Source organism: Qipengyuania sp. CAU 1752, from assembly GCF_054482615.1.
The window spans coordinates 1,290,452-1,311,249 of the sequence record NZ_JBTLRE010000001.1 but is presented as its reverse complement, the minus strand read 5'-3'; the positions used below and the strand labels follow the sequence as shown (position 1 = coordinate 1,311,249).

Genomic DNA, 20,798 nt, shown 5'->3' with positions numbered 1-20,798 from the left:
TGTGGTTGATCAAAAAGGCTTAGTGAAGATTCTCGGCGTCGTTGATGTAAAGCGAGGTCAACAGCGCGAAGACATAGGCCTGGATTCCGGCAACCAGGATTTCCAGAGCTGAAATGCCGATCATCAGGGCGAAACTGGGCACGCTCACCAGCAGGCTGAAACCTGCTCCGGCGTTGATACCATCGATCACGAAACTCGACAGCACCTTCAAGAGGACGTGGCCCGCCATCATGGCGACGAACAACCGCAGCGCGAGGCTGAACGGGCGAACCATGAAGCTAACCAGCTCGATCGGGAAGATAATGGGGATCATCGGCAGCGGCGTGCCGCTGGGCACGAACAGGCTGAAGAAATGGAAGCCGTGCTTCCAGAAGCCGACCAACAGCACGATGGAGAAGCTTATGACAGCCAGGACACCGGTGATGGTGAAGTGGCTGGTGAAGGTGAACGGGTGGATACCGAGCACGCCGAGCGGCAGCAGGCCGAGCAGATTGCCGAACAAAATGAACATGAACAGCGAGAAGATGTAGGGCACGTACTTCTTGCCCGCCTTGCCGACATTAACTTCCAGCATGTCGTCGATGAAGCCGGTGAAGCTTTCGACCATCATTTGCCAGCGCCCGGGTACCAGGTCGCCCTTCATCCCGCCCCATACGAACACGGCGAGCAGAACGGTGGTGACCAGCATCCACATGGAGCTGTTGGTGAACATGATGTTCTGACCGGCAATCTCCCAGCCCTCCGAACCGAGAATCGGCTCGACGGTGAACTGGTACATCGGGTCGACTTTGCCTTCTTCGGCGGCCACGTGAGATCCTTATCGCGTCTTGGCAAAACTGCTGCCGGCGTTAGCCCTTGTCCGTTGTGTCGGACGAGCCATCGTCGGGCGGCGTGTTTGCCATCCGGAAAACATTTCTGAAGGCAACGACTATCCCGAGGAACAGTCCCACCAACAGGCCCCATGGACCGGTTCCGAAAATGGCATCGACTGCCCATCCGATCACCGTTCCTCCGAGAAGCCCGCCGAGTAGGTCCGCGAGCACCCGGTTGCCGCTGCGATAGTTCGCATCGGTACCGCTGCCCCGCGGCCGGTTGCGCCCATTTTCACGCTCGCGTGCGGCCTTCAACCGCTCTTCGAGCGCGTCGATACGCGCATCCTCGGCAATGGGTTCCCGTGCGGACTTCTCGTCGCTCATGCCATGCTCCTTTTCCGAAGGTCTGCGCGGCACGGGCAAGAGCTGCCCGCCAAGGGCGCCGCCCCCTTAGAAGGGGGGTAAAAACAAGTCAACCGGACAGCGCCCCAAAGCGCGGTCCGGTTGACGATAAAAATGCAACGGCTCTTGCAGATCAAGCCAGAAACACGCCCCCTTAGGGGCAGCGCGGATCGCGGATCGGGTCTGCCTCCGTGCGGGTCTGCCAACTGCCGTCGGGAGCCTGGTATTTTTCGCCGGGCACCGTGCGGACAATCAATTCGCAGCCTTGCGCGAACGCATATTCCTGCAAAGTGACCTTCTGCGCCTGGGCGCGTGCGGTGTAATTGGCGCGCCGCTGGATATTCAGGTCGGCAGCCAGTTTGTCGATCGCGCTGCTCTGCTGGCCGACCATGCCCAGATATCCATCGGGCTTCTCGCCGACCTGGCCCTTGGCGCGGGCAGCCGCATATTCGGGCGAACGCTGGGCAGAGGCGGTGACCGGCACAGTCAACGCAACGCTGGCGGCTGCGACGGCCGCAATGCTGATCCAATTTTTCACCATGGCACAATACCTTCAGAATATGTCTGCGTTCTCGTCGATATTCTCTTCGACGTCTTCCGCGAGACGATAAATCACTTCCTGTCGGATATTGATGTTGAGCTCTATCACGATGGGTTCAGCCGGTGCGTTTACGTTGATGCACCCACCCAGCATGATCGATGCCAAGACCGATCCGACAAATGTTCTGCGCCCGTTGTTCATGTGCGACATGTTCGCACCGGGCCCGGGCCCAGTCAATTCAAGCACGGTCATGGCGTATCCTCGCTTTCGGGGTCCTGAATGGGGGGTTGTGGACGCGCCATGTCGAGCGGCGGCGTTCCCTCGTCTTTCTTGCGATCGAGCAGTCCCAGATCGCGGGGGTCGGTAATATATGCCGGATCGTACATCGAGCGCAGGTTTGTAAGCAGCTGGTAGAACGGCGCGCGAATGTTGACATTGAAGCGAATTGGCAGGCGACCGATCCGGCGCGTGATGAAATTACTGTTGGCGCCAGCCCCCTGGGTAACGCCTTCGAACGTCAAGGCGGCCAGCACTTCGCCGGCAAGCGGCCCTTCGACGCGGACCCGCATTTGTTCGTAATCGAGCGAGCGCAGCGACTGGAAGGCGAAATTGGCGATGGCCCCCAGATCCTCGTAGGTCAGTTCGCCAACATAGGCCAGATTGCCGCCGGGTCGCCTGGAAACCAGCACGCTGTCTTGGATGAACCCATCCCCAGCCTCGTCGAACATGACAGAAAGTACGCCGTCGAAGATGCCGGTTGCGGCGATATTTGGAATTTCGAGTTTCTCGATGAACAGCGCGATATCGATACCACTCACATCGAAAAAAAACTGGCGCGTCTGCGGTCGGGAGTAATCCAGTTCGATCGGCCGCATTGTTAGCGTTCCGCCAAGAAACGGCCAGGTGCCACCCTTTACGTCAAACAATGAGCCGCCGCGAATGGCAAAGGTCACCACGCCATCGTTGACCTCGATTCCGGGATTGATCGAACGAACCCTCAGCTGTTGGTCGGGTGCGGTGGTCAACCCCAGCAAATCGGTGAAGACCAGCGTTCCCGATGTGCCCTCAACAGGTCCAAATGGTGCCGCGAAATCGAGCGAATCGGTGCTGAAGCGGCCGCTGCTGGTCACGCCATCGCTGTTCCAGTCGATCCGCCCTTCCCCGCTTACGGTGCCGTCGGCCAACGCGATGATACCGCGAGCAAGCGGCGTCAGCGTGACCGGCTGCAAAGCGCTGTCAAAGACGATTCCGGGTACGGCGAGGTCGGCATGGCCGCGTCCGTCCGAAAGATCGTGAACGATGTCTACGTCGGTCACTAGCCGATTGCTCGACGGTTCGCGGAGGGCGGCTTCGGCCGTGATCTCGCCATCAGCCAGGACAAGGCGAGCCGACCGAGACATCAGTGGTTCGAAGCGCTTTTCCGGGTTCCTGTCCACGAGCCGGAATTCGCCGTCCGCGATGGTCAGGGTGCCGTCGCTGTAGTCCCAGCTGCCACTCGCATCCAGCAGGTCAAGCGGGACGGCATCGAGCCGGATATCGGTATCTGTAAAATTGCCGCCGATCGTTTTGCCGAGATTCCCCGTCAATTCGCTGATCGTAAGCCGCAGGGCTGCATCGGTACCAAGCACCACGTCTACATCGCGCGCGTGCACAACACCCGGCCAGGCGACCCCGATCGGCCCCGACGCAAGGCGAATCGACGAACCACCCAGGCGTCCCGACAGGTCGAGAGCCGGGGCACCGGCTGCGAAGCGGACTCCTTGCGGACCAGAGCTGAAGATCGACCGGCCCGAAGGCGGGCAAAGCGTGAGACGCTGGGCATCGAGCGCGAGATCGGCATAGGCGAGCCGTTGAAACGCGACCTGCGTGCACTCGGCCCAGAGCGCGATGGTACCGTCCGGCGAAATCACCCCGTCGAGCGGCATATCGAGCCCGCGAACCTCGCCGCCCGGCAACGGGCCATTGGCCTGTACCGATCCAGCAAGTCGCAACGCACCGTCGCTGGCTTGCCTAACCTCGAGCCGAGAAAACGCCAGTCGGCTATCACCGGCCGAGTAAGGGGCCATGGTCGCTCGAAAAACCATGCGGCCGCTGCCATCGCGCTCCATTCGGCCCTGCAATTGGGGCAGCCCGCTGCCCCCAATGGCAATGTTGCCGCTCATCAAGGGGACCCGCGCTTCGCCCATTTGCACTTGCAACCGCGACACTGCGGCCAAGACGTCGCCCCGGGCGCTGCGCAAGGTTGCGCGCGGCGATACCAGCGTCAGGCCTGAATCGGTCGATCGCAAGGTAACGTCTGCCGCCAGCGATCCGCCTTCGGCCTGCGCCTTGAGCGAAGAAGAGAATTTCGCCAACAATGGCTCCAGCAGGGAACCAGACGTGGCCTCGCGCGCGTCGGCAAGCTGGGTATAAAGGGCTGGGTCAAGCGACAAGTCGTCGCCTGCAAGCGAAAGGCGCGATTGCAGTGCTGACAAATCGCTGTTTGACCGCAACGACCCATCGACCCGCAGCGAGGCAAGGCGCGTCGCGGCCATCGACACTTCCTGCATCGCGGCATCGAAACTGGCGGCGATCCGCCCGTCGCGAGCTGCCAGGTCCACGGCCAATTCGGCATCGCGCGCACTCCCAGATCCGAACGCCAGCCGCGCCACATTGCCCGACACCGTGCTTTCCAAACCATCAAGTTCGGCGTCGATCTCCGCCTTCAGATTGAACGCTGCCCGCTCCAGCCCCAGCCCGCTTCCCGTGCAATCGAGAGAGGCTAGCCGCAGCGGCCCGGCGAAGTTCGGTTTGCCTGCGGATACCTTGAGGGAACCGTACAGTGTTGCATCTTCGAGCGTGCAATCTCCGCGCGCAAAACGGGGCGCGACTGCTGCAATGGTGCCGGCAAAGCCGTCATCAAGCTCGCCCTCACCTTGGGCCTTGATCCCGACATTGCCCCACGGCGTATCGATACGGGCGCGTCCATCGTCGAGCAGAATGTCGAGATCAGGCAGTCCGGCAGGCTCATCGCTCTCGGCGAAGATGACCTTGTCGAGGCTGCCAAAGCTGATCGCGCCATTTTCATCGACATTGCTATACAGCCGGGGGCGAACAAGCTCGACCCGGCCAATGGCTGGCATGCCCAAGCGATAGCGCAGATTGATGACCACGCGCTCGACAGTGAGGTCGGGATCAGCAGAGTCGCCGACCACCACATTGCGCACGATCTGGCGCGCCGGGCCTATCGACTCTATCTCGTAAGATGCTGTCAGGTCGTATTTTTCGAGTTGGTCGCCGATGATATCGTCGGCGATTCTTTCGCGGGAAAACCAGAGGATCAACGCCCCGATGACGAGGATGCCGAGCAGCGCCAACGCGCCGTAATTTGCAATCCGGCGTGCCGACGGGCTCGAACGCGCCGCTTCTACCATGATGTCTTCGCCGTCGGCCATTCTCAGTCCACTTGCGCGTTCCGCCCGGCAAAGGCAATGCTTGCTGCACGCTGCTGAAAGCGGAGGGTTATTTGCCGAATAACGGAAGTGCCGGGCAGAAAGTCGGAGCAAGCCATGGCGGCACAGGTCATCGTGCCCGGTTACGCGATCGTCTGCTCAAGGGCGGGGCCGAGGCCCTGGCCGACTACGAAGTGCTCGAGTACCTGTTGTTTGCCGCATTTCGGCAGGGCGATACCAAGCCGATTGCCAAGCGCCTGCTGGCACGTTTTGGCGCGCTTTCGGCTGTGCTCAATGCCGATCCGGGGTCGCTTGCGGAGGTTGAAGGCATGGGCGAAGCCAGCGCCGCCGCGCTCAAGGCGGTTGCCATCGCCGCGCGGCGCATGGCCCGCAATGAAGTCGAGGCGCGGCCGGTGCTGGGCAGTTGGCAGGCGCTGCTGGACTATCTCACCGTGGATATGGCGCACTTGACGGTCGAGCGCGTGCGGGTGCTCTACCTCAACACGCAAAACCGTCTGATCCAGGATCACCATGTCGGAGACGGGTCGATCGACGAGGCAGCTATCCATCCGCGCGAGGTAATCCGCCGTGGTCTCGACATCGGCGCGACCGCGCTCATCCTCGTTCACAACCATCCCAGCGGAAATCCGGAACCGAGCCGGGCCGACATCCAGATCACCAACCGAATCGCCGAGGCCGGACGCCTACTGGGGATCACGGTCCACGATCACGTCATCGTCGGACGGCAGGGCCATGTCAGCCTGCGTGCCAAGGGATTGATCTGAAGCCGGATAAACCTGTGTGCTACACACTTGCTACTTTCCGGGTGCCAGTCCGTATTCGCTGAATTGCGCCACCAGTTGAGGATTGATCCGCCGCGCCTGTTCGACATCGGAGTTGCCGCGTCGATCACCCTGATCGAGCCGTATAAGGCCCCGCATATACAGGCTGCTGGCAGTTCCGGGCTCCTTGCTGAGCACGGTCTCGTAGTCATCCAGTGCTTCTTCGATCCGCCCCTGTCGATATTTTACCAATGCGCGGCTGTCGATCACCCAGGCCTCCTGTCCGGAAAGCGAAACTGCGCGGTCGCAGAAATCGAGGGCGTTCTCGACTTTATAGTTCCATGCGCCCGCCATCCAGCATTTGCCATTGAGCAGGCTGACATTGTCCGGTCGATCTTCGATCATGGCCCCCAGCCGGTCCCATGCCTCTTCCTCGCGCCCGGCATAGCCAGCGAGCGACGACCACTGGGTCATCAGCGTTACCGCATCGTCCCCGGTCAGGCCGAGACTGTCGAGGAGGTCGAGCCCCTCGTCAGCACGGTCGAAACGGGCTAGCAATTCAGCAAAATTCTTGGCTGTTTCTGTGTCACCCTGCAATTCGAAGGCGCGTTCCGCATTGGCAAGAGCTTGCTCCTTCTTCCCCAGTACGGCTTGCACAGCCGACAACGCACTATAGCTCTCCACGCTCGCCTCCATATCGATCGCGACTTCGAACTCGGCTTCGGCTGCAGTATAGTCGCGGGCGAAAAGATGGATGAATCCACGCAGATTTACCATTTCGGCCTTGTCGTCAAAAACCTCTGCCAACCTGTCGACGCCGGCAAGGATCGGAGTGATATCCCGCGCGACTTCTGCATCCGACATCTCCCACGAGCGCTTGGGATCGCTGACGATCAGTTTGGGGTCGCCACTTGCAATTCTGCGGATAGCAGCCTTGCCGGTCGCGATTTCGTCAGTCGAAAGTTCCCGGGGCACATATGATGTGCTGTCGACCAGGGTCAGCGTATCGCCCTTGAGGCCAGCGCGACGATAAAACTTCGTTCCCGCTGCGACTTCATCCAGCTCAGCCGTCCCTACGAGCCGGGCGCCCTTCCCAGATTGCGGCAATTTGATAATTACCTTGCGCTCCTGGGTATGGGGACCACCAACCATATAGGGGATGTCACGCCAGGCCGAACGGGCACGGTCGGGCTTGAATGTCCACCGGGTGGTGGCCGAATCGATGGCAAAGGTGGCTTTCCCGCGGTCGATGTCGAAGTGATCGAACACCATGCCTTTCGCGCGCAGGGTCGCGACACCAGACACTTCGTCGTAGTCGTAATCGGCTTCGTAGACGACACCTTCAATCACATCGCGCAGCTGCTTGTTGGCCGCGCCGAGCAGTTCCTCGGGATCGGTCTGCGTTGCCATCGGGCGTAGCTGAGCGCCGGTGGAGCCGCGAGACATAATCGTGGCCGTGTAAAGTACCGGCAAATCGACGCCGCGCGTCATGTCAAATGTAATTGCCACCTCTTCGTCGGCGACCTTGGGCCACCGCTGCTCGAGCGGGATTGGCGCGGAGCCTTCGGCCACGACCGGCAGCGCCCACAGGAAGTTGGGCACTTCATACATGCTGTCGAGCCGCGCGCCGGAGTCGGTTCCGTCGAGCCAATAGTCGGTTCCGTCGATCGTCGCATGAACGATCATGTGATCGAATGCGCCGGGAATCGGCTGCGAAATCGGCACTGCGTCGCCCCAGGTACTGTCGACCAGCACCGCCTGCGATTCGATCCCCATCTGCCGCAGCATCGCCAACAGCAACAGGCTCTTGGCCTTGCAGTCGCCGAATTTCAGCTTCCAGGTCTGCGCCGGGCTTTGTGGCAGGTAGTTGCCGCCATCCATGCCGTTGGCGAGATAGCTGATCTCGTCCTGCACCAGCGTCAGCGCCATCGCGGCGCGGGTGGCGGGATCGGACGAAGCGGCCATGATCCGTTTCACTTGCGCAGCGATTGGTCCGCCGGTCTGGATCGTGCCTTCGGTGCCGAAATGCGGAGCCAGCGTGGCTCCGACATCGGCCCAGCTTGCGAAGCTGCCGAACTGCAGTGTCGGATTGACCTGGAAACGCTTGGGCGCATCATCGGGCATCTCGGCCGGTTTTGCGATCGGGAGGGCAATCTCGACGAAGCTATCGCGGCCAGATGTCTGCACCTTGGGCGTGGTGACATCGCCCAGCTTGCTCCAGTAGATATCGCTCCCTTGCGGCCACGACACCCGCAGACGACCAAAACCGAGCTTGGTCGGCTCGGCTACCAGCCCCTCTGCAGCTTGCATCTGATTGTTCAGCGCCTGGTCGCGAACACTTGTAGAACTGGTCAGTCGCAAGACATCGCCCACCTGCATACCAGGGATTGCGAAAGCCGCGGTAAGCGCGCCATTGACTGCGCGCTTTTCCAGTTCGCGTTCTCGGCGCAGGATTTCCGGTTTCAGTCCCTGCGCGACAAGGTCGATCACCTTTCCATCCCGCAGCAATTCCATGCGATGAATCGTCAGGTCACCCTTGTCCGGGGACCAGCCGAATTGCTGTGTACCAAGCTGCTGCAACGCCGTGGTATTGCGAACTTCATAGGCAATGTCGGTGTAGCGCGTGACCACGCCGTCCTCGAGGCGGATTTGCCTGTCGTACAGGACGATTTCCTCGCCCATTTCCACGGCCTCGTCGAGATCAACCGGCTCGACCCAAGTGGGCGCATCGGCAAACCGGACGGTCTCGCCGGCCTGGGCGACAGATGCGACGATGGCGACCGGCGCGGCCAGGCAAAACAAGCGGTTCATGTAGTTGACGCCCCAAGAAAATTTCGATTCCAGTCAGTCATACCCAGCGAGCCGCCCAATGCAATGTCGGCGGGTGAGGCGATTGAACAGATTAATGAAAAGCGATTCCGACACTTGCATTGGCGCCGCCCGCGCCTTAGCCGCCGCGCATCTACCCTCCCTTGCCTGATTTCGGAGCCCTGCCCATGGTCCCCCGCTACGCCCGCCCCGCCATGACTGCCTTGTGGGAGCCCGAGGCCAAATACCGCATCTGGTTCGAGATCGAAGCCCACGCGACCGAGAAGCTGGGCGAACTGGGCGTCGTCCCCCAAAGTGCGGCCAAGGCGCTGTGGGATTGGTGGGCCACCAATCCCAAGATCGACGTCGATGCCATCGATGCAATCGAGGCAGTGACCAAGCACGATGTCATCGCCTTCCTCACTTGGGTGGCCGAAAATGTGGGTGAGCAGGCGCGCTTCATGCATCAGGGCATGACCAGTTCGGATGTCCTCGACACTACGCTGGCTGTCCAGCTCGCGCGTTCGGCCGATATCCTACTCGACGACCTTGATGCCCTGCTGGCGGCGATCAAGCGGCGGGCAGAGGAGCACAAGTTTACCCCCACTATCGGGCGCAGCCACGGCATTCATGCAGAGCCTGTCACCTTCGGGCTGAAGCTGGCGCAGGCCTATGCCGAGTTCGACCGCTGCCGCAAACGCCTCGTCGCCGCGCGCGAGGAAATCGCCACTTGCGCCATCAGCGGCGCCGTCGGCACCTTTGCCAATATCGATCCTGCGGTCGAGGAACATGTCGCGGCCAAGCTGGGCCTGACGCCAGAGCCTGTCAGCACCCAGGTGATCCCGCGCGACCGGCACGCCATGTTCTTCTCCACCCTCGCCGTCATCGCTGGTTCGATCGAGCGGCTGGCAGTGGAAGTGCGCCACCTGCAGCGCACCGAAGTGCTCGAGGCAGAGGAATATTTCGCGCCCGGCCAGAAGGGATCGAGCGCGATGCCGCACAAGCGCAACCCGATCCTGACCGAGAACCTGACCGGCCAGGCGCGGATGATCCGAGCCTATGCCCTGCCTGCCTTGGAGAACGTGGCGCTTTGGCACGAGCGCGACATTTCGCACTCCTCGGTCGAGCGGTTCATCGGTCCGGACGCCTGCATCACCCTCGATTTTGCCCTCGCGCGGCTGACCAGCGTGGTCGACAAGCTGCTGATCTATCCCGAGCGGATGCAGGCCAACATGGACCGCATGGGCGGGCTGATCCATTCGCAGCGCGTGCTGCTCGCCCTCACCCAGAATGGCGTTAGCCGCGAAGATGCCTACCGTCTGGTCCAACGCAATGCGATGAAGGTGTGGGAGTCGGACGGCCGGCTCAAATTGCTCGACTTGCTGAAACAGGACGAGGAAGTCACGTCTGCGCTTACGCCAGTACAGCTCGAGGAACGCTTCGACCTCGAATACCATTTCAAACAGGTCGATACGATTTTCAAACGCGTGTTCGGCTGACAGCTTGTCGCTGGACGCGGCCGGTCATGCGCCCTAGCATCACGGTAAGTTAAGGGGAGATCACAATTGCAGGTAATGCGCACCATCATGTGGCTGCTGGTTCTGGCTGTGCTGCTGCTCTTTTCCTTCTTCAACTGGAACGAAGTGACCGTCAAAATCTGGGAAAATCTGGTCGTCGAAACCAAGGTCCCGGCGCTGGTCATCGTCTCGTTTCTGTTTGGCCTGTTGCCGATGTGGATTTATCACCGCGGCGCGCGGTGGAGCTTGTCGCGCAAGATCATCAGCCTCGAGAATGCCGCGCGAGCGAACGCGGCTGCAAGCGAGGCTGCTGCACGAGAAGCTGCCGCTGCGGCTCATGCCCAGGAACACGAGTTCGATACGGCCACGGCTGTTCCACCGGTCTCCGCCACGCAAGCGTCGGACGGCATGACGCGCGCCGACGAAGGTGACCACGATCCGCTTGGCCCGCAGGGTACAGTTCGGTGAGCAACCCGGTCTTTCTTGCGCTGGACCTGCCCCGTCTTGAATCGGGCAAGGCGCTGGTCGACACGGTCAAATCCCATATCGGCGGGGTCAAGCTGGGCATGGAGTTTTTCTACGCCCACGGTCACCATGGCGTGCATGAAATCGCACGCTGCGGCCTGCCGATTTTCCTTGACCTGAAATTGCACGATATCCCCAACACCGTCGCCGGCGCAATGCAGGCTGTACACGTGTTGGAACCGGCCATCGTCACCGTCCATGCCAGTGGCGGCCGGGCGATGATGGAAGATGCCAAGGCGGCGGCGAGCGAAAATACCAAGGTGGTCGCCGTGACCATGCTCACCAGCCTCGACGAGCGCGACCTGGACCGCATCGGGGTTGTTGGCTCGCCGCATGACCAGGTGATGCGGCTTGCAGAATTGGCCGAAAACGCAGGGCTCGATGGCATCGTGTGTTCGGGACAGGAAGTGCGCGCGGTTCACAAGCAATGGAACAAGGGCTTCTTCGTGGTGCCCGGCCTGCGACCAGCCGGCAGCGCCGTGGGTGACCAGAAGCGCGTGGTCACTCCGCGACAGGCACGCGACGATGGGGCCAGCGTGCTCGTGATTGGCCGCCCGATCAGCCGCGCCGATGATCCGGTGCAGGCTGCGCGCGATATAGAGGCAACGCTGTGAAGTTTATACTTGGGGCAATCTGGCCCGCTCTCGCTCTAACCGCCTGTATCCCGGGTGAAATCCGTAACTCGGTAGCCGAGCAGGAAGAAGGCACCGAGGCAGTCCGCTTCGGCGAGGTGTCGTTCACCCAGCTTGCTCCGGGCGTGTGGCAGCACACCACCTATCTCGACCTGCCCGGCTTCGGGCCAATCCCGTCCAACGGCCTGCTGATCGTGGATGGCGACCACACCCTGCTTGTCGATACCGCCTGGACCGACTTCCAGACCGAACAGATCCTGCGCTGGGCCGAGCAGGTACAGGCTCGCCCCGTTCGCGCCGCCGTCATCACCCATGCTCACCGTGACAAGATGGGCGGGATCGCCGCGCTCCACCAGGCCGGTGTCGAAACCTGGGCGCACCCGCTGACCAATGCGCTGGCCCCCGAGAACGGGTTCCAGCCGGCCAAGAACGCCATCGTCTTCACAGAGGATGGCTGGGCCATTGGAGATGCGGCCACCGCTTTCGCTCCGCTGCGTATCTACTTCCCCGGCGGCGCGCATACGCATGACAACATCACCGTCGGCCTGCCTCAGCATGGCCTCGCCTTCGGGGGCTGCATGATCAAGGACAGCAAGGCCCGATCGCTCGGCAATTTGGCCGATGCCGACGTCGAAAACTACGCCAGATCAGTGCGCAATTTCTCCGCCGCTTTCCCCGATGCTGCGACCATCGCCATGAGCCACTCGCCCGCCGAAGGTCGCAAGGCGATTGCGCGCACGCTCGACCTGGCGAACGGTCTCTAGCACCGCGCTGGCGGTGAGGCAGGCGTTATGATTGATATCAAGATCTGCGGAATCGACCGGGCCGAGGCGCTCGACGCGGCAGTTGCGGCGCGGGCGAGCCATGTCGGGCTGGTGTTCTACCCCCCCTCGCCCCGATCCCTGACCGCGCAAGACGCTGCCGCTATTGCTGCGCGTGCCAAGGGTCGGATCAGACGCGTCGGACTGTTTGTCGATCCGGACGATGCCCTGTTGGCCAATGCAGTCGCGGCCGGACTCGATGCGATCCAGTTGCACGGCGACGAGAGCGCCGAACGCGTATCGCAGGTGAAGGCGCAGTTCGGATTGCCGGTGTGGAAAGTGCTTCCTGTCGCGAGCGTCGAGGACGTGACCCGCGCCGCTCGCTATCAAGACGCGGCCGATTTCCTGCTGTTTGATGCCAAGACGCCCAAGGGTTCGCTACCCGGCGGCATGGGCTTGCGGTTCGACTGGAACTTGCTCGCCAATTATCGCGGCGCAACGCCATGGGGCCTCGCAGGCGGACTGACGGCGGACAATGTTGCCGAGGCGATGCGGCTAACCCACACGCCGCTGGTCGATACCTCGAGCGGGGTCGAAAGCGCGCCCGGCATCAAGGACGTGGACAAGATTGCTGCCTTCTGCAAAGCGGCGCGGCCTGTATGACAAGCAATCCCAACTCCTTCCGCAACATGCCTGACGAACGCGGACATTTCGGCGATTACGGCGGACGCTATGTCGCCGAGACCCTGATGCCGCTGGTGCTCGATCTGGAGCGCGAATATCGCGCCGCGCAGGCCGATCCGGCGTTCCAGGCACAGTTCGACGACCTGCTCGAACATTATGTCGGCCGCCCCAGCCCGCTCTATTTCGCCGAGCGGCTAACCGAAGCGCTGGGTGGCGCGCAGGTCTGGTTCAAGCGCGACGAATTGAATCACACCGGCGCGCACAAGATCAACAATTGCATCGGCCAGATCCTGCTGGCGATCCGCATGGGCAAGACGCGCATCATTGCCGAGACTGGCGCGGGCCAGCACGGCGTTGCCACCGCCACCGTCTGTGCGCGGTTCGGCCTGCCCTGCATCATTTACATGGGCGCAGAAGACGTGCGGCGGCAGTCACCCAATGTCTTCCGCATGAAGCTGCTCGGTGCCGAAGTGGTGCCGGTCACGAGCGGGCGCGGGACGCTGAAGGACGCGATGAATGAAGGGCTGCGCGACTGGGTCGCGAATGTCCATGACACTTTCTACATCATCGGCACCGCCGCCGGGCCGCATCCCTATCCGGAACTGGTGCGCGATTTCCAGAGCGTGATCGGCAAGGAAGCGCGCGCGCAGATGCTGGACCGCATCGGCCGCCTGCCCGATCTGCTGGTCGCCTGTATCGGCGGCGGCTCCAATGCGCTGGGGCTGTTCCACCCCTTCCTCGACAATCCGGACGTCAAGATGCTCGGCGTCGAGGCGGCGGGGCACGGCCTCGATGGCGACCAGCATGCCGCCAGCCTGCTCGGCGGTGCGCCCGGTGTACTCCACGGCAACAAGACCTATCTGCTGCAGGACGAAGACGGCCAGATCACCGAGGGCCACTCGATCAGCGCCGGGCTCGACTATCCCGGTATCGGCCCCGAACACGCCTGGCTGAAAGACACCGGCCGGGTCGAATACACTGCCGTTACTGATGTTGAGGCGCTCGAAGGCTTCCAACTGCTCTGCCGCACCGAAGGCATCATCCCTGCGCTCGAACCAAGCCACGCCATCGCGGCGGTGGCGAAGGTCGCCAAGGAAATGGACCGCGACCAGATCATCCTCGCAAACCTGTGCGGGCGCGGTGACAAGGACATCTTCACCGTGGCTGAGAAGCTGGGAGTGGAAATGTGAATTTCGCCGGGCTGTCTTCTTCGGCATTGCTCGGATATCACGCGGATATCGGAGACGAATTGAGCAAGCGTGGTATAACCAGAAGCGCGAATAATCCCGCAGGTGACTATGCAGAGTATCTATTTTGCAAAGCATTTGAATGGGAACAGGCTGCCCACTCGGAAAAGTCGTTCGATGCAATCGACCCTGCTTCCAATAAGCGTTATCAAATTAAATCTCGTCGGATCTATGCGCGCAACACGTCGCGTCAACTGAGTGCATTGCGAGGGTTGGATACCGATTGCTTCGACTATTTGGCGGGAATCCTCTTCACGAGAAATTTCGGAATCCTTCGGGCTGCCATCATTCCCCATCACCTTGTTCTCAAAAACTCGACCTATGGCGAACACACGAACAGCTGGAGATTTTTTCTGCGCGACGGCCTCTGGGATGAGCCTGGTGTCGATGACGTGACCCAACAGCTTCAAGAGGTCACCACGTGACTCGCCTCTCCAACGCCTTCGCCAAGCCCCATCCCGCGCTCGTCTGCTTCCTTACCGCAGGCGATGGCGACACCGAGGACAATCTCGACGCACTCGTCGAGGGCGGCGCGGATGTGATTGAGCTGGGCATGCCTTTCACCGATCCCATGGCCGATGGCCCGGCGATCCAGCAGGCCAATATCCGCTCGCTCGGTGCTGGCACGACCACCGCCGATGTCTTTGCCATCGCGAGTGCGTTCCGTGCGCGCCATCCCGACGTGCCGCTGGTGCTGATGGGCTATGCCAATCCGATGATCCGGCGTGGGCCGGAATGGTTTGCAGATCGTTGCGCTGATGCCGGCGTCGATGGCGTGATCTGCGTCGACATTCCGCCCGAAGAAGATGAAGCGCTCGGCCCCGCCCTTCGGGCCAAGGGCATCGCCCCCATCCGGCTCGCCACCCCCACGACCGACGACAAGCGCCTGCCGCAAGTCCTCGAAGGGTCGGACGGGTTTCTCTATTACGTCTCGGTTGCCGGGATTACCGGGCAACAACAGGCCGCGCAGGCCAGCATCGAGGATGCGGTCGCGCGTCTCAAAGCTGCCACCGATCTGCCCGTCGCCGTGGGTTTCGGCGTGCGCACGCCCGAACAGGCCAGCGCCATCGCCAGGGTTGCGGACGGCGTTGTGGTCGGTTCGGCCCTCGTTGAACTGGTCGGCGAATCTGGCAAGGACGCTCCGGTCAGGCTAAGGGAGCTGACATCGGCTCTCGCAGACGCGGTCCATTCCGCGCGCTAAGGATACGAATATGAACTGGTTTACACGCGTCAGAAGCTCGCTGCCCTTTGGCTCGAACAAGCGGACCTCCGACAAGGATCTGTGGGTCAAGTGCCCGTCCTGCGCGGAGATGCTGTTCGTCAAGGAATACGAGGACAACGCCAAGGTCTGCCCGCGCTGCGACCACCACGGCCGCATCGGCGCCGATGAACGGCTGCGCCAGCTGCTCGACGAGGGCTATGAAGTCCTGCCGCAGCCCGAGGTCACCGAAGACCCGCTCAAGTTCAAGGACCAGAAGAAATATCCCGACCGGCTCAAGCAGGCGCGGGCCAAGAATCCTCATGCCGACGCCTTCACCGTCGGTTCGGGCGCGATCGATGGACAGCCAGCAGTTGTCGGCGTGCAGGACTTCCACTTCATGGGCGGCAGCATGGGCATGGCGGTGGGCACGGCATTTTGCGCCGGTGCCGAGCGCGCACTGACCCGCAAATGCGCCTATGTGGTTGTCACCGCCGCAGGTGGCGCGCGGATGCAGGAAGGCATTCTCAGCCTGATGCAGATGCCCAAGGCCACCGTGATGACCCGCCGCCTGCGCGAGGCCGGGCTGCCTTATATCGTGGTGCTGACCGACCCGACCACGGGCGGTGTCACCGCCAGCTATGCCATGCTCGGCGACGTCCATATTGCCGAACCGGGCGCACTGATCGGTTTTGCCGGGCAGCGCGTGATCCAGGACACGATTCGCGAGCAACTGCCCGAGGGGTTCCAGCGCGCCGAATATTTGCACAAGCACGGTATGGTCGACCGCGTGGTACATCGCCATGCCCTGCGCGAAGAACTGGCAAAACTGCTCGATTACATGCAGCCGCGCGTAGCGGCCTAGCCGCCAGGCGAACGGAGGCGGAGCGCGATGGATTTCGGCCGTTCCGATCATCCCGGCGTCCAGGCGCAACTGGACCGGTTGGCCGATCTGAGCGTGCCCGACGGGCGGCTGGGACTCGATACCATCCGCGACCTACTCGCGCGGCTGGGCGATCCACATCTGCACCTGCCGCCGGCGTTCCATGTCGCCGGGACCAATGGCAAGGGCTCTGTCTGCGCATTCCTGCGAGCCATGCTGGAGGCGGACGGCAAGCGCGTCCACATCACCACCAGCCCGCATCTCGTCCGCTATAACGAGCGTATTCGCGTCGCCGGGAAGCTCGTCTCAGACGACGAACTGGAAGCGTTGCTGAAGGAAGTCCTCGACGCCAGCGAAGGGTTGGGACCGAGCTTCTTCGAAGTGACCATCGCCGCCGCATTCCTCGCCTTCAGCCGAACGCCAGCCGATGCCTGTGTTGTCGAAGTGGGCCTCGGCGGACGTTTCGATGCGACCAATGTGCTGAAGAAACCAGTCGCGTGCGGCGTCGCGGCGCTGGGGATCGACCACGAACGCTTCCTGCTCGCCCCCGAGCACGGCGCGCCCGATGACCCCCTCAGCCGCATCGCGTTCGAAAAGGCCGGCATCGCCAAACCGGGATCGCCTCTGGTTACGCTGGACTATGACGCGGGTCCGACGCTCGAGATCGAGCGCGCGGCACTGCGTGTCGGCACCGCGCTCAAGATGCGCGGGCGCGAATGGCATGCGAGCCTTGATGACGCAGGTCTGCACTATGCCGATTTCGATGGCGCACTCGACCTGCCCCCACCCGCTCTTCCTGGCGCCCACCAGGCGATCAATGCGGCCCTCGCTGTGGCGATGCTACGCCATCAGCAACAGGTTTCGATCTCGCGCGAAGCCATGGCTGAAGGAATCCGCAGCGCTCGCTGGCCAGCACGATTGCAGCGTCTCTCGGATGGCCCGCTAGTGGCCAAGCGCGAGGTTTGGCTGGACGGTGGCCACAATCCCAGTGCGGGAGAGATCCTAGCGCGCCATTTCGCTGGCCAGCGCGTACATCTCGTCCTCGGAATGCTCGACAACAAGGCCCCGAGTGCTCTGATCGGACCTCTGGCAGGCAACATTGCGAGCCTGACCGTGGTGCCGGTTCCCGGCCACCCTTGCCACACGGCGGACGCCTTTGGAGCAAATGTGACCTCGGCGCTTGACGTGCCGAGCGCTCTGGCCGCGCTGCCCGAAGACGATGTGCCGGTGTTGATCGCCGGCTCGCTTTACCTCGCTGGCGAGGTCCTCAGGCTCAACGACGAATTGCCGGACTGATCATTCGGCTGGCGACGCAGATGCCTCGGGTGCGACTACCCCGGCCTTGCTCGCGTTTCGCGCCTGTCTGATCCACTCTATGATGCACAGGACGACTGCAAACATGCCGATGAGCGTGGTCATTATGAAGACGTCGAAATAGCCCTGCTCCTCGATCATCTGGCCCAGCGCGCCGCGCCCCAATGTGCCGACCAGCAATGTGAGCGAGGAGAGCAGCGCATATTGCACCGCGCTGTAGCCCTTGGACACGATGCTCGACAGGTACGCCACGAAGGCTGCCCCGGCGACGCCGACAGCGATATTCTCGCCGGCAATTGCCATCATCAATTTTGACAGCCGCTCGTCCCCGCCAAGCTGGACAACCAGCCACGTAAATCCGGTCACGTCGGACACAGTCTGCACCACCGCCCCGCCTCGCGCGAGATCGGCGTAGAGCAAGTTTGTCGCTGCGGCGAAAAATGCGCCGAGCGTCAGCGTCAGCATCCGCCCGATCGCGGTCAGCAAATATCCGCCAAGCGCCAAACCGAGCAGCAAGGCGCCGACACCAAAGAACTTGGACGCAACCGCTACCTCGTCCTTGGTATATTGCAGTTCGCCGAGGTAAAATGGATAGGCGAAGCTGCCCCAGATCGCGTCGGTTATGCGATAGGTCAGTACCAGCGCAATCACGATAATCATGGCCCAGCCCAGCCGACCGATAAGGTCGGTCAGCGGCAACACCAGCGCACGATAGAGGTGATCCATCGCCCGCGCCCCGCTCGAACTGGCAGCATAGGGTGAGGTGTAGTGACCCGTCTGGATCTCGTCATCGTCACTGACTTGGGCCGGAATGGTATGGTGTCCCTTGTTTCGCATCACTTCCAGCCAGGCCGCGATTAGTGAAGGCAGCACCACGGTCGCAATCACGATCAGCGGTCCCATGGTCGATATGAACTCGACCGAATCGGGCCGCGATTCCGGATTGCTCGACAGCGATCGCACCATGAACACGCCGACGGTTACCAGCGCCCAGCCCCACAGCAGGCCCACCGCGACCAGTGCCCAGGTCCGCACGCGCGGAACGATCTGCCCAGCTACACGCAAGCCGTAGGGATCGTCGCCCCGGTCTGCTTCGAGTGCGCGCATCGCCTTGGCGTCAGCATCGGGTGCCCACAGCCCCGCAAAACCGACCACCAGCATCAGTCCGCCCATTGTAAGATATACGGTCGGCCAGTCTGTCCGTTCGGCCAGGAACAGCGCCAGCGCGCCGCCGACCAGCGCCGCAATGCGATAACCCATCTGGTAGACGGTGGAGAGGATATCGATCGTCGCAACTTCGTCGGCCACGTCGACGCGCCAGGCATCGATCACCACGTCCTGCGTGGCGCTGGCAAAGGCCGCGAGGCCAGCCAGCAGGCTGAATATACCGATGGTCTCATTGGTCGGGGTAATGAAACTGAGCGAAACCAGCGCCGCGCCGATCAGGATCTGTGCCGTCACGATCCACTGCTTGCGCTTGCCCAACCGCCGCATGCCCGGAATATCAACGCGATCGAGAGCAGGCGACCACAGGAATTTGAAAGCGTATGCAAGCCCGATTAGTGAGAACACGCCCATCGTCTCGAGGTCGATTTCGCCGCTGTCTGACAACCAAGCGTAGAGCGTACCAAGCACGAGCGCATAGGGCAGTCCGGCGGCAAAGCCGAACAACAGCATGTAGGCGGTCTTGCGCTGCTTCAGAGCTGCTACGACCGCGCGCCAGCCCGGCTTGTTCGCTTTTGAATTGCTCATTCTTCGACCCTCTTGCCAATGCGCCGCTACCCTAGCGCCGCGGATATGATTGGAAAGCCCCGCAGCTTCGCGCTTCCACCGCAGCGTGACGGCGTGTAGGGGCACCCGCATGACACCCCCGACCAAGCCCGGACATGAACGCGCACCCGACCGGCCCGAAGGCGACCGTATCGCCAAGCTGCTGGCACGCGCAGGCGTCGCCAGCCGCCGCGAAATTGAGCGGATGATCGCCGATGGCCGTATTGCGATTAATGGCAAGAAGGTGGAAACACCCGCGACCTTCCTCGAACACTTGCGCGGTGTAACGGTCGACGGCAAGCCAGTGGGCAAGGCCGAGCCGACGCGCCTGTTCGCTTTCAACAAGCCGCCCGGCCTGTTGACCGCAGAAAGCGACCCGAAGGGTCGTGCGACCATTTATGACGCGCTCAAGAATTCGCTGCCCAAGGACGTCGGGCGGGTGATGCCGATCGGGCGGCTGGACTACAATACCGAGGGGCTGTTGCTGTTGACCAATGACGGCGGGCTCAAGCGGCGCATGGAGCTACCGTCCTCCGGCATTCCGCGCACCTACCGCGCGCGCGCGTTTGGCGACGTGACGCAGGAACAGCTCGAAAGCCTGATTGAAGGCATCACCATCGACGGCATGCGCTATGGTCGCATCGATGCCAATATGGAGCGTCGCACCGGCCGCAACCAGTGGATCGAAATGACCATTACCGAGGGTAAAAATCGCGAAGTCCGCCGCGTACTTGAACACTTCGGGTTAGAGGTCAGCCGCCTCATGCGCACCGCATACGGACCATTTGAATTGGCCGACCTGCCCCGCGGGCAGGCAGTGGAAATCCGCAAGGGCGATCTCGGTCGGTTCGTGAGCACGCTGAAGAAGCCATGAGAATCATTGCCGGAGAATGGCGTGGTCGCAAGGTGACGGCGCCCAAGGGGGACGCGACACGTCCTACGGCTGATCGCACGCGGGAAACCTTGTTCTCGATGCTCGCAAGCCGATTGGGGAGCTTCGAAGGTTTATCAGTCGTCGATCTGTTTGCAGGATCCGGCGCGCTGGGTCTTGAAACGCTGTCTCGCGGCGCAGCCCATTGTCTTTTTGTCGAGCACGACAAGGCAGCGCTCGACGCCATGCGCGCCAACATCATTGCGCTGGATGCCCGCACCCGGGCGACCGTCAACGCGGGATCGGTTATGAGCCTCGCCCCGGCAAAGGTATCCCATGACCTCATCCTCGCCGATCCGCCTTATGATACCGGCGCCGGCGTGGTGGCTCTCGATCGTCTATTGCGCCTGGGATGGATCGGGTCGCAAACCTGGATCGCGGTAGAAACCGCAGCGCATGAGGCGGTCGACGTAAAAGGCCTCGACATTGAAACAGAGCGGAAGGTCGGAAAAGGAAAATTGACGCTGCTCCGCCTTTCCGATCACCTTTCCGCATAGAAAAAGGGCGGCAATGCCGAAGCATCGCCGCCCCCTAGCCATTCCATCCGTCCCGAAGGCGGA

At 62.0% G+C, this 20,798-nt stretch carries 20 protein-coding genes; 13 read left to right on the top strand and 7 right to left on the bottom strand.

All coding sequences use genetic code 11. From position 1 onward, the window contains the following. Positions 1–19: 19 nt before the first annotated feature. The 5 genes from ACXYL9_RS06435 to ACXYL9_RS06415 all read right to left on the bottom strand — a co-directional run bounded on the left by ACXYL9_RS06435 (position 20) and on the right by ACXYL9_RS06415 (position 5,189). Positions 20–778, bottom strand: a complete 759-nt coding sequence (locus tag ACXYL9_RS06435; protein WP_459039869.1) for a F0F1 ATP synthase subunit A — start codon at positions 776–778, stop codon at positions 20–22. A gap of 70 nt (positions 779–848) precedes the next feature. Next, a complete protein-coding gene (locus ACXYL9_RS06430; protein WP_459038756.1) occupies positions 849–1,196 on the bottom strand; it encodes an AtpZ/AtpI family protein in 348 nt (115 codons plus the stop codon). A 172-nt stretch (positions 1,197–1,368) separates the two neighbouring features. Then, the gene (locus ACXYL9_RS06425) at positions 1,369–1,755 is read right to left on the bottom strand and encodes a YdbL family probable chaperone protein (protein WP_459038755.1); all 387 of its coding nucleotides are present in this window, start codon (positions 1,753–1,755) and stop codon (positions 1,369–1,371) included. 12 nt (positions 1,756–1,767) lie between these two features. Next, positions 1,768–1,956 (bottom strand): YnbE family lipoprotein, encoded by a 189-nt coding sequence (locus ACXYL9_RS06420; protein ID WP_459038754.1) that lies wholly within the window; start codon positions 1,954–1,956, stop codon positions 1,768–1,770. Between the two features lie 47 nt (positions 1,957–2,003). Next, a complete protein-coding gene (locus ACXYL9_RS06415; protein ID WP_459038753.1) occupies positions 2,004–5,189 on the bottom strand; it encodes an intermembrane phospholipid transport protein YdbH family protein in 3,186 nt (1,061 codons plus the stop codon). 71 nt (positions 5,190–5,260) lie between these two features. On the opposite strand from ACXYL9_RS06415, the gene radC reads away from it, so the two are divergent. Beyond that, positions 5,261–5,971: a RadC family protein gene (radC, locus tag ACXYL9_RS06410; protein WP_459038752.1), complete on the top strand. Its 711-nt coding sequence runs from the start codon at positions 5,261–5,263 to the stop codon at positions 5,969–5,971. Between the two features lie 30 nt (positions 5,972–6,001). On the opposite strand, the gene ACXYL9_RS06405 is transcribed toward radC, so the two are convergent. After that, positions 6,002–8,779 carry a DUF3857 domain-containing protein gene (locus tag ACXYL9_RS06405; RefSeq protein ID WP_459038751.1) on the bottom strand — a complete coding sequence of 926 codons (2,778 nt, stop codon included), beginning with the start codon at positions 8,777–8,779 and terminating at the stop codon, positions 6,002–6,004. 185 nt (positions 8,780–8,964) lie between these two features. Between ACXYL9_RS06405 and purB the strand changes: the two genes are divergently transcribed. The 10 genes from purB to ACXYL9_RS06355 all read left to right on the top strand — a co-directional run bounded on the left by purB (position 8,965) and on the right by ACXYL9_RS06355 (position 17,519). Continuing rightward, on the top strand, positions 8,965–10,275 hold the full coding sequence (gene purB / locus ACXYL9_RS06400) for an adenylosuccinate lyase (RefSeq protein ID WP_459038750.1): 1,311 nt from the start codon (positions 8,965–8,967) through the stop codon (positions 10,273–10,275). 75 nt (positions 10,276–10,350) lie between these two features. After that, positions 10,351–10,761: a LapA family protein gene (locus ACXYL9_RS06395; RefSeq protein WP_459039868.1), complete on the top strand. Its 411-nt coding sequence runs from the start codon at positions 10,351–10,353 to the stop codon at positions 10,759–10,761. Then, positions 10,758–11,432, top strand: coding sequence for an orotidine-5'-phosphate decarboxylase (gene pyrF / locus ACXYL9_RS06390; RefSeq protein WP_459038749.1), 675 nt, complete (start codon positions 10,758–10,760; stop codon positions 11,430–11,432). Before ACXYL9_RS06395 ends, pyrF begins: the two co-directional genes overlap by 4 nt. Beyond that, on the top strand, positions 11,429–12,214 hold the full coding sequence (gene bla / locus ACXYL9_RS06385; RefSeq protein ID WP_459038748.1) for a subclass B1 metallo-beta-lactamase: 786 nt from the start codon (positions 11,429–11,431) through the stop codon (positions 12,212–12,214). Before pyrF ends, bla begins: the two co-directional genes overlap by 4 nt. A 27-nt stretch (positions 12,215–12,241) precedes the next feature. After that, the gene (locus ACXYL9_RS06380) at positions 12,242–12,874 is read left to right on the top strand and encodes a phosphoribosylanthranilate isomerase (RefSeq protein ID WP_459038747.1); all 633 of its coding nucleotides are present in this window, start codon (positions 12,242–12,244) and stop codon (positions 12,872–12,874) included. Next, positions 12,871–14,085 (top strand): tryptophan synthase subunit beta, encoded by a 1,215-nt coding sequence (trpB, locus tag ACXYL9_RS06375; protein WP_459038746.1) that lies wholly within the window; start codon positions 12,871–12,873, stop codon positions 14,083–14,085. The genes ACXYL9_RS06380 and trpB overlap by 4 nt, the downstream gene beginning before the upstream one ends. Continuing rightward, positions 14,082–14,567, top strand: coding sequence for a hypothetical protein (locus ACXYL9_RS06370; RefSeq protein ID WP_459038745.1), 486 nt, complete (start codon positions 14,082–14,084; stop codon positions 14,565–14,567). Before trpB ends, ACXYL9_RS06370 begins: the two co-directional genes overlap by 4 nt. Continuing rightward, a complete protein-coding gene (gene trpA, locus ACXYL9_RS06365; RefSeq protein ID WP_459038744.1) occupies positions 14,564–15,343 on the top strand; it encodes a tryptophan synthase subunit alpha in 780 nt (259 codons plus the stop codon). The genes ACXYL9_RS06370 and trpA overlap by 4 nt, the downstream gene beginning before the upstream one ends. A 10-nt stretch (positions 15,344–15,353) precedes the next feature. Continuing rightward, on the top strand, positions 15,354–16,205 hold the full coding sequence (gene accD, locus ACXYL9_RS06360) for an acetyl-CoA carboxylase, carboxyltransferase subunit beta (protein WP_459038743.1): 852 nt from the start codon (positions 15,354–15,356) through the stop codon (positions 16,203–16,205). Between the two features lie 27 nt (positions 16,206–16,232). After that, positions 16,233–17,519, top strand: coding sequence for a bifunctional folylpolyglutamate synthase/dihydrofolate synthase (locus ACXYL9_RS06355; RefSeq protein ID WP_459038742.1), 1,287 nt, complete (start codon positions 16,233–16,235; stop codon positions 17,517–17,519). Here ACXYL9_RS06355 and ACXYL9_RS06350 read toward each other — a convergent pair whose 3' ends face one another. Continuing rightward, positions 17,520–19,289, bottom strand: a complete 1,770-nt coding sequence (locus ACXYL9_RS06350) for an AmpG family muropeptide MFS transporter (protein ID WP_459038741.1) — start codon at positions 19,287–19,289, stop codon at positions 17,520–17,522. A 109-nt stretch (positions 19,290–19,398) separates the two neighbouring features. On the opposite strand from ACXYL9_RS06350, the gene ACXYL9_RS06345 reads away from it, so the two are divergent. Next, on the top strand, positions 19,399–20,181 hold the full coding sequence (locus tag ACXYL9_RS06345) for a pseudouridine synthase (RefSeq protein ID WP_459038740.1): 783 nt from the start codon (positions 19,399–19,401) through the stop codon (positions 20,179–20,181). Then, a complete protein-coding gene (gene rsmD / locus ACXYL9_RS06340; protein WP_459038739.1) occupies positions 20,178–20,735 on the top strand; it encodes a 16S rRNA (guanine(966)-N(2))-methyltransferase RsmD in 558 nt (185 codons plus the stop codon). Before ACXYL9_RS06345 ends, rsmD begins: the two co-directional genes overlap by 4 nt. The last annotated feature ends 63 nt before the right edge of the window (positions 20,736–20,798 follow it).

What these genes read in the sequence shown, in the direction of transcription:
- ACXYL9_RS06435 (WP_459039869.1), bottom strand. Translation starts at nt 778, where the DNA reads ATGTACCAGTTCACCGTCGAGCCGATTCTCGGTTCGGAGGGCTGGGAG.
- ACXYL9_RS06430 (WP_459038756.1), bottom strand. Translation starts at nt 1,196, where the DNA reads ATGAGCGACGAGAAGTCCGCACGGGAACCCATTGCCGAGGATGCGCGT.
- ACXYL9_RS06425 (WP_459038755.1), bottom strand. Translation starts at nt 1,755, where the DNA reads ATGGTGAAAAATTGGATCAGCATTGCGGCCGTCGCAGCCGCCAGCGTT.
- ACXYL9_RS06420 (WP_459038754.1), bottom strand. Translation starts at nt 1,956, where the DNA reads ATGAACAACGGGCGCAGAACATTTGTCGGATCGGTCTTGGCATCGATC.
- ACXYL9_RS06415 (WP_459038753.1), bottom strand. Translation starts at nt 5,189, where the DNA reads ATGGCCGACGGCGAAGACATCATGGTAGAAGCGGCGCGTTCGAGCCCG.
- ACXYL9_RS06405 (WP_459038751.1), bottom strand. Translation starts at nt 8,779, where the DNA reads ATGAACCGCTTGTTTTGCCTGGCCGCGCCGGTCGCCATCGTCGCATCT.
- purB (WP_459038750.1), top strand. Translation starts at nt 8,965, where the DNA reads ATGGTCCCCCGCTACGCCCGCCCCGCCATGACTGCCTTGTGGGAGCCC.
- ACXYL9_RS06395 (WP_459039868.1), top strand. Translation starts at nt 10,351, where the DNA reads ATGCGCACCATCATGTGGCTGCTGGTTCTGGCTGTGCTGCTGCTCTTT.
- ACXYL9_RS06380 (WP_459038747.1), top strand. Translation starts at nt 12,242, where the DNA reads ATGATTGATATCAAGATCTGCGGAATCGACCGGGCCGAGGCGCTCGAC.
- trpB (WP_459038746.1), top strand. Translation starts at nt 12,871, where the DNA reads ATGACAAGCAATCCCAACTCCTTCCGCAACATGCCTGACGAACGCGGA.
- accD (WP_459038743.1), top strand. Translation starts at nt 15,354, where the DNA reads ATGAACTGGTTTACACGCGTCAGAAGCTCGCTGCCCTTTGGCTCGAAC.
- ACXYL9_RS06355 (WP_459038742.1), top strand. Translation starts at nt 16,233, where the DNA reads ATGGATTTCGGCCGTTCCGATCATCCCGGCGTCCAGGCGCAACTGGAC.
- ACXYL9_RS06350 (WP_459038741.1), bottom strand. Translation starts at nt 19,289, where the DNA reads ATGAGCAATTCAAAAGCGAACAAGCCGGGCTGGCGCGCGGTCGTAGCA.
- ACXYL9_RS06345 (WP_459038740.1), top strand. Translation starts at nt 19,399, where the DNA reads ATGACACCCCCGACCAAGCCCGGACATGAACGCGCACCCGACCGGCCC.
- rsmD (WP_459038739.1), top strand. Translation starts at nt 20,178, where the DNA reads ATGAGAATCATTGCCGGAGAATGGCGTGGTCGCAAGGTGACGGCGCCC.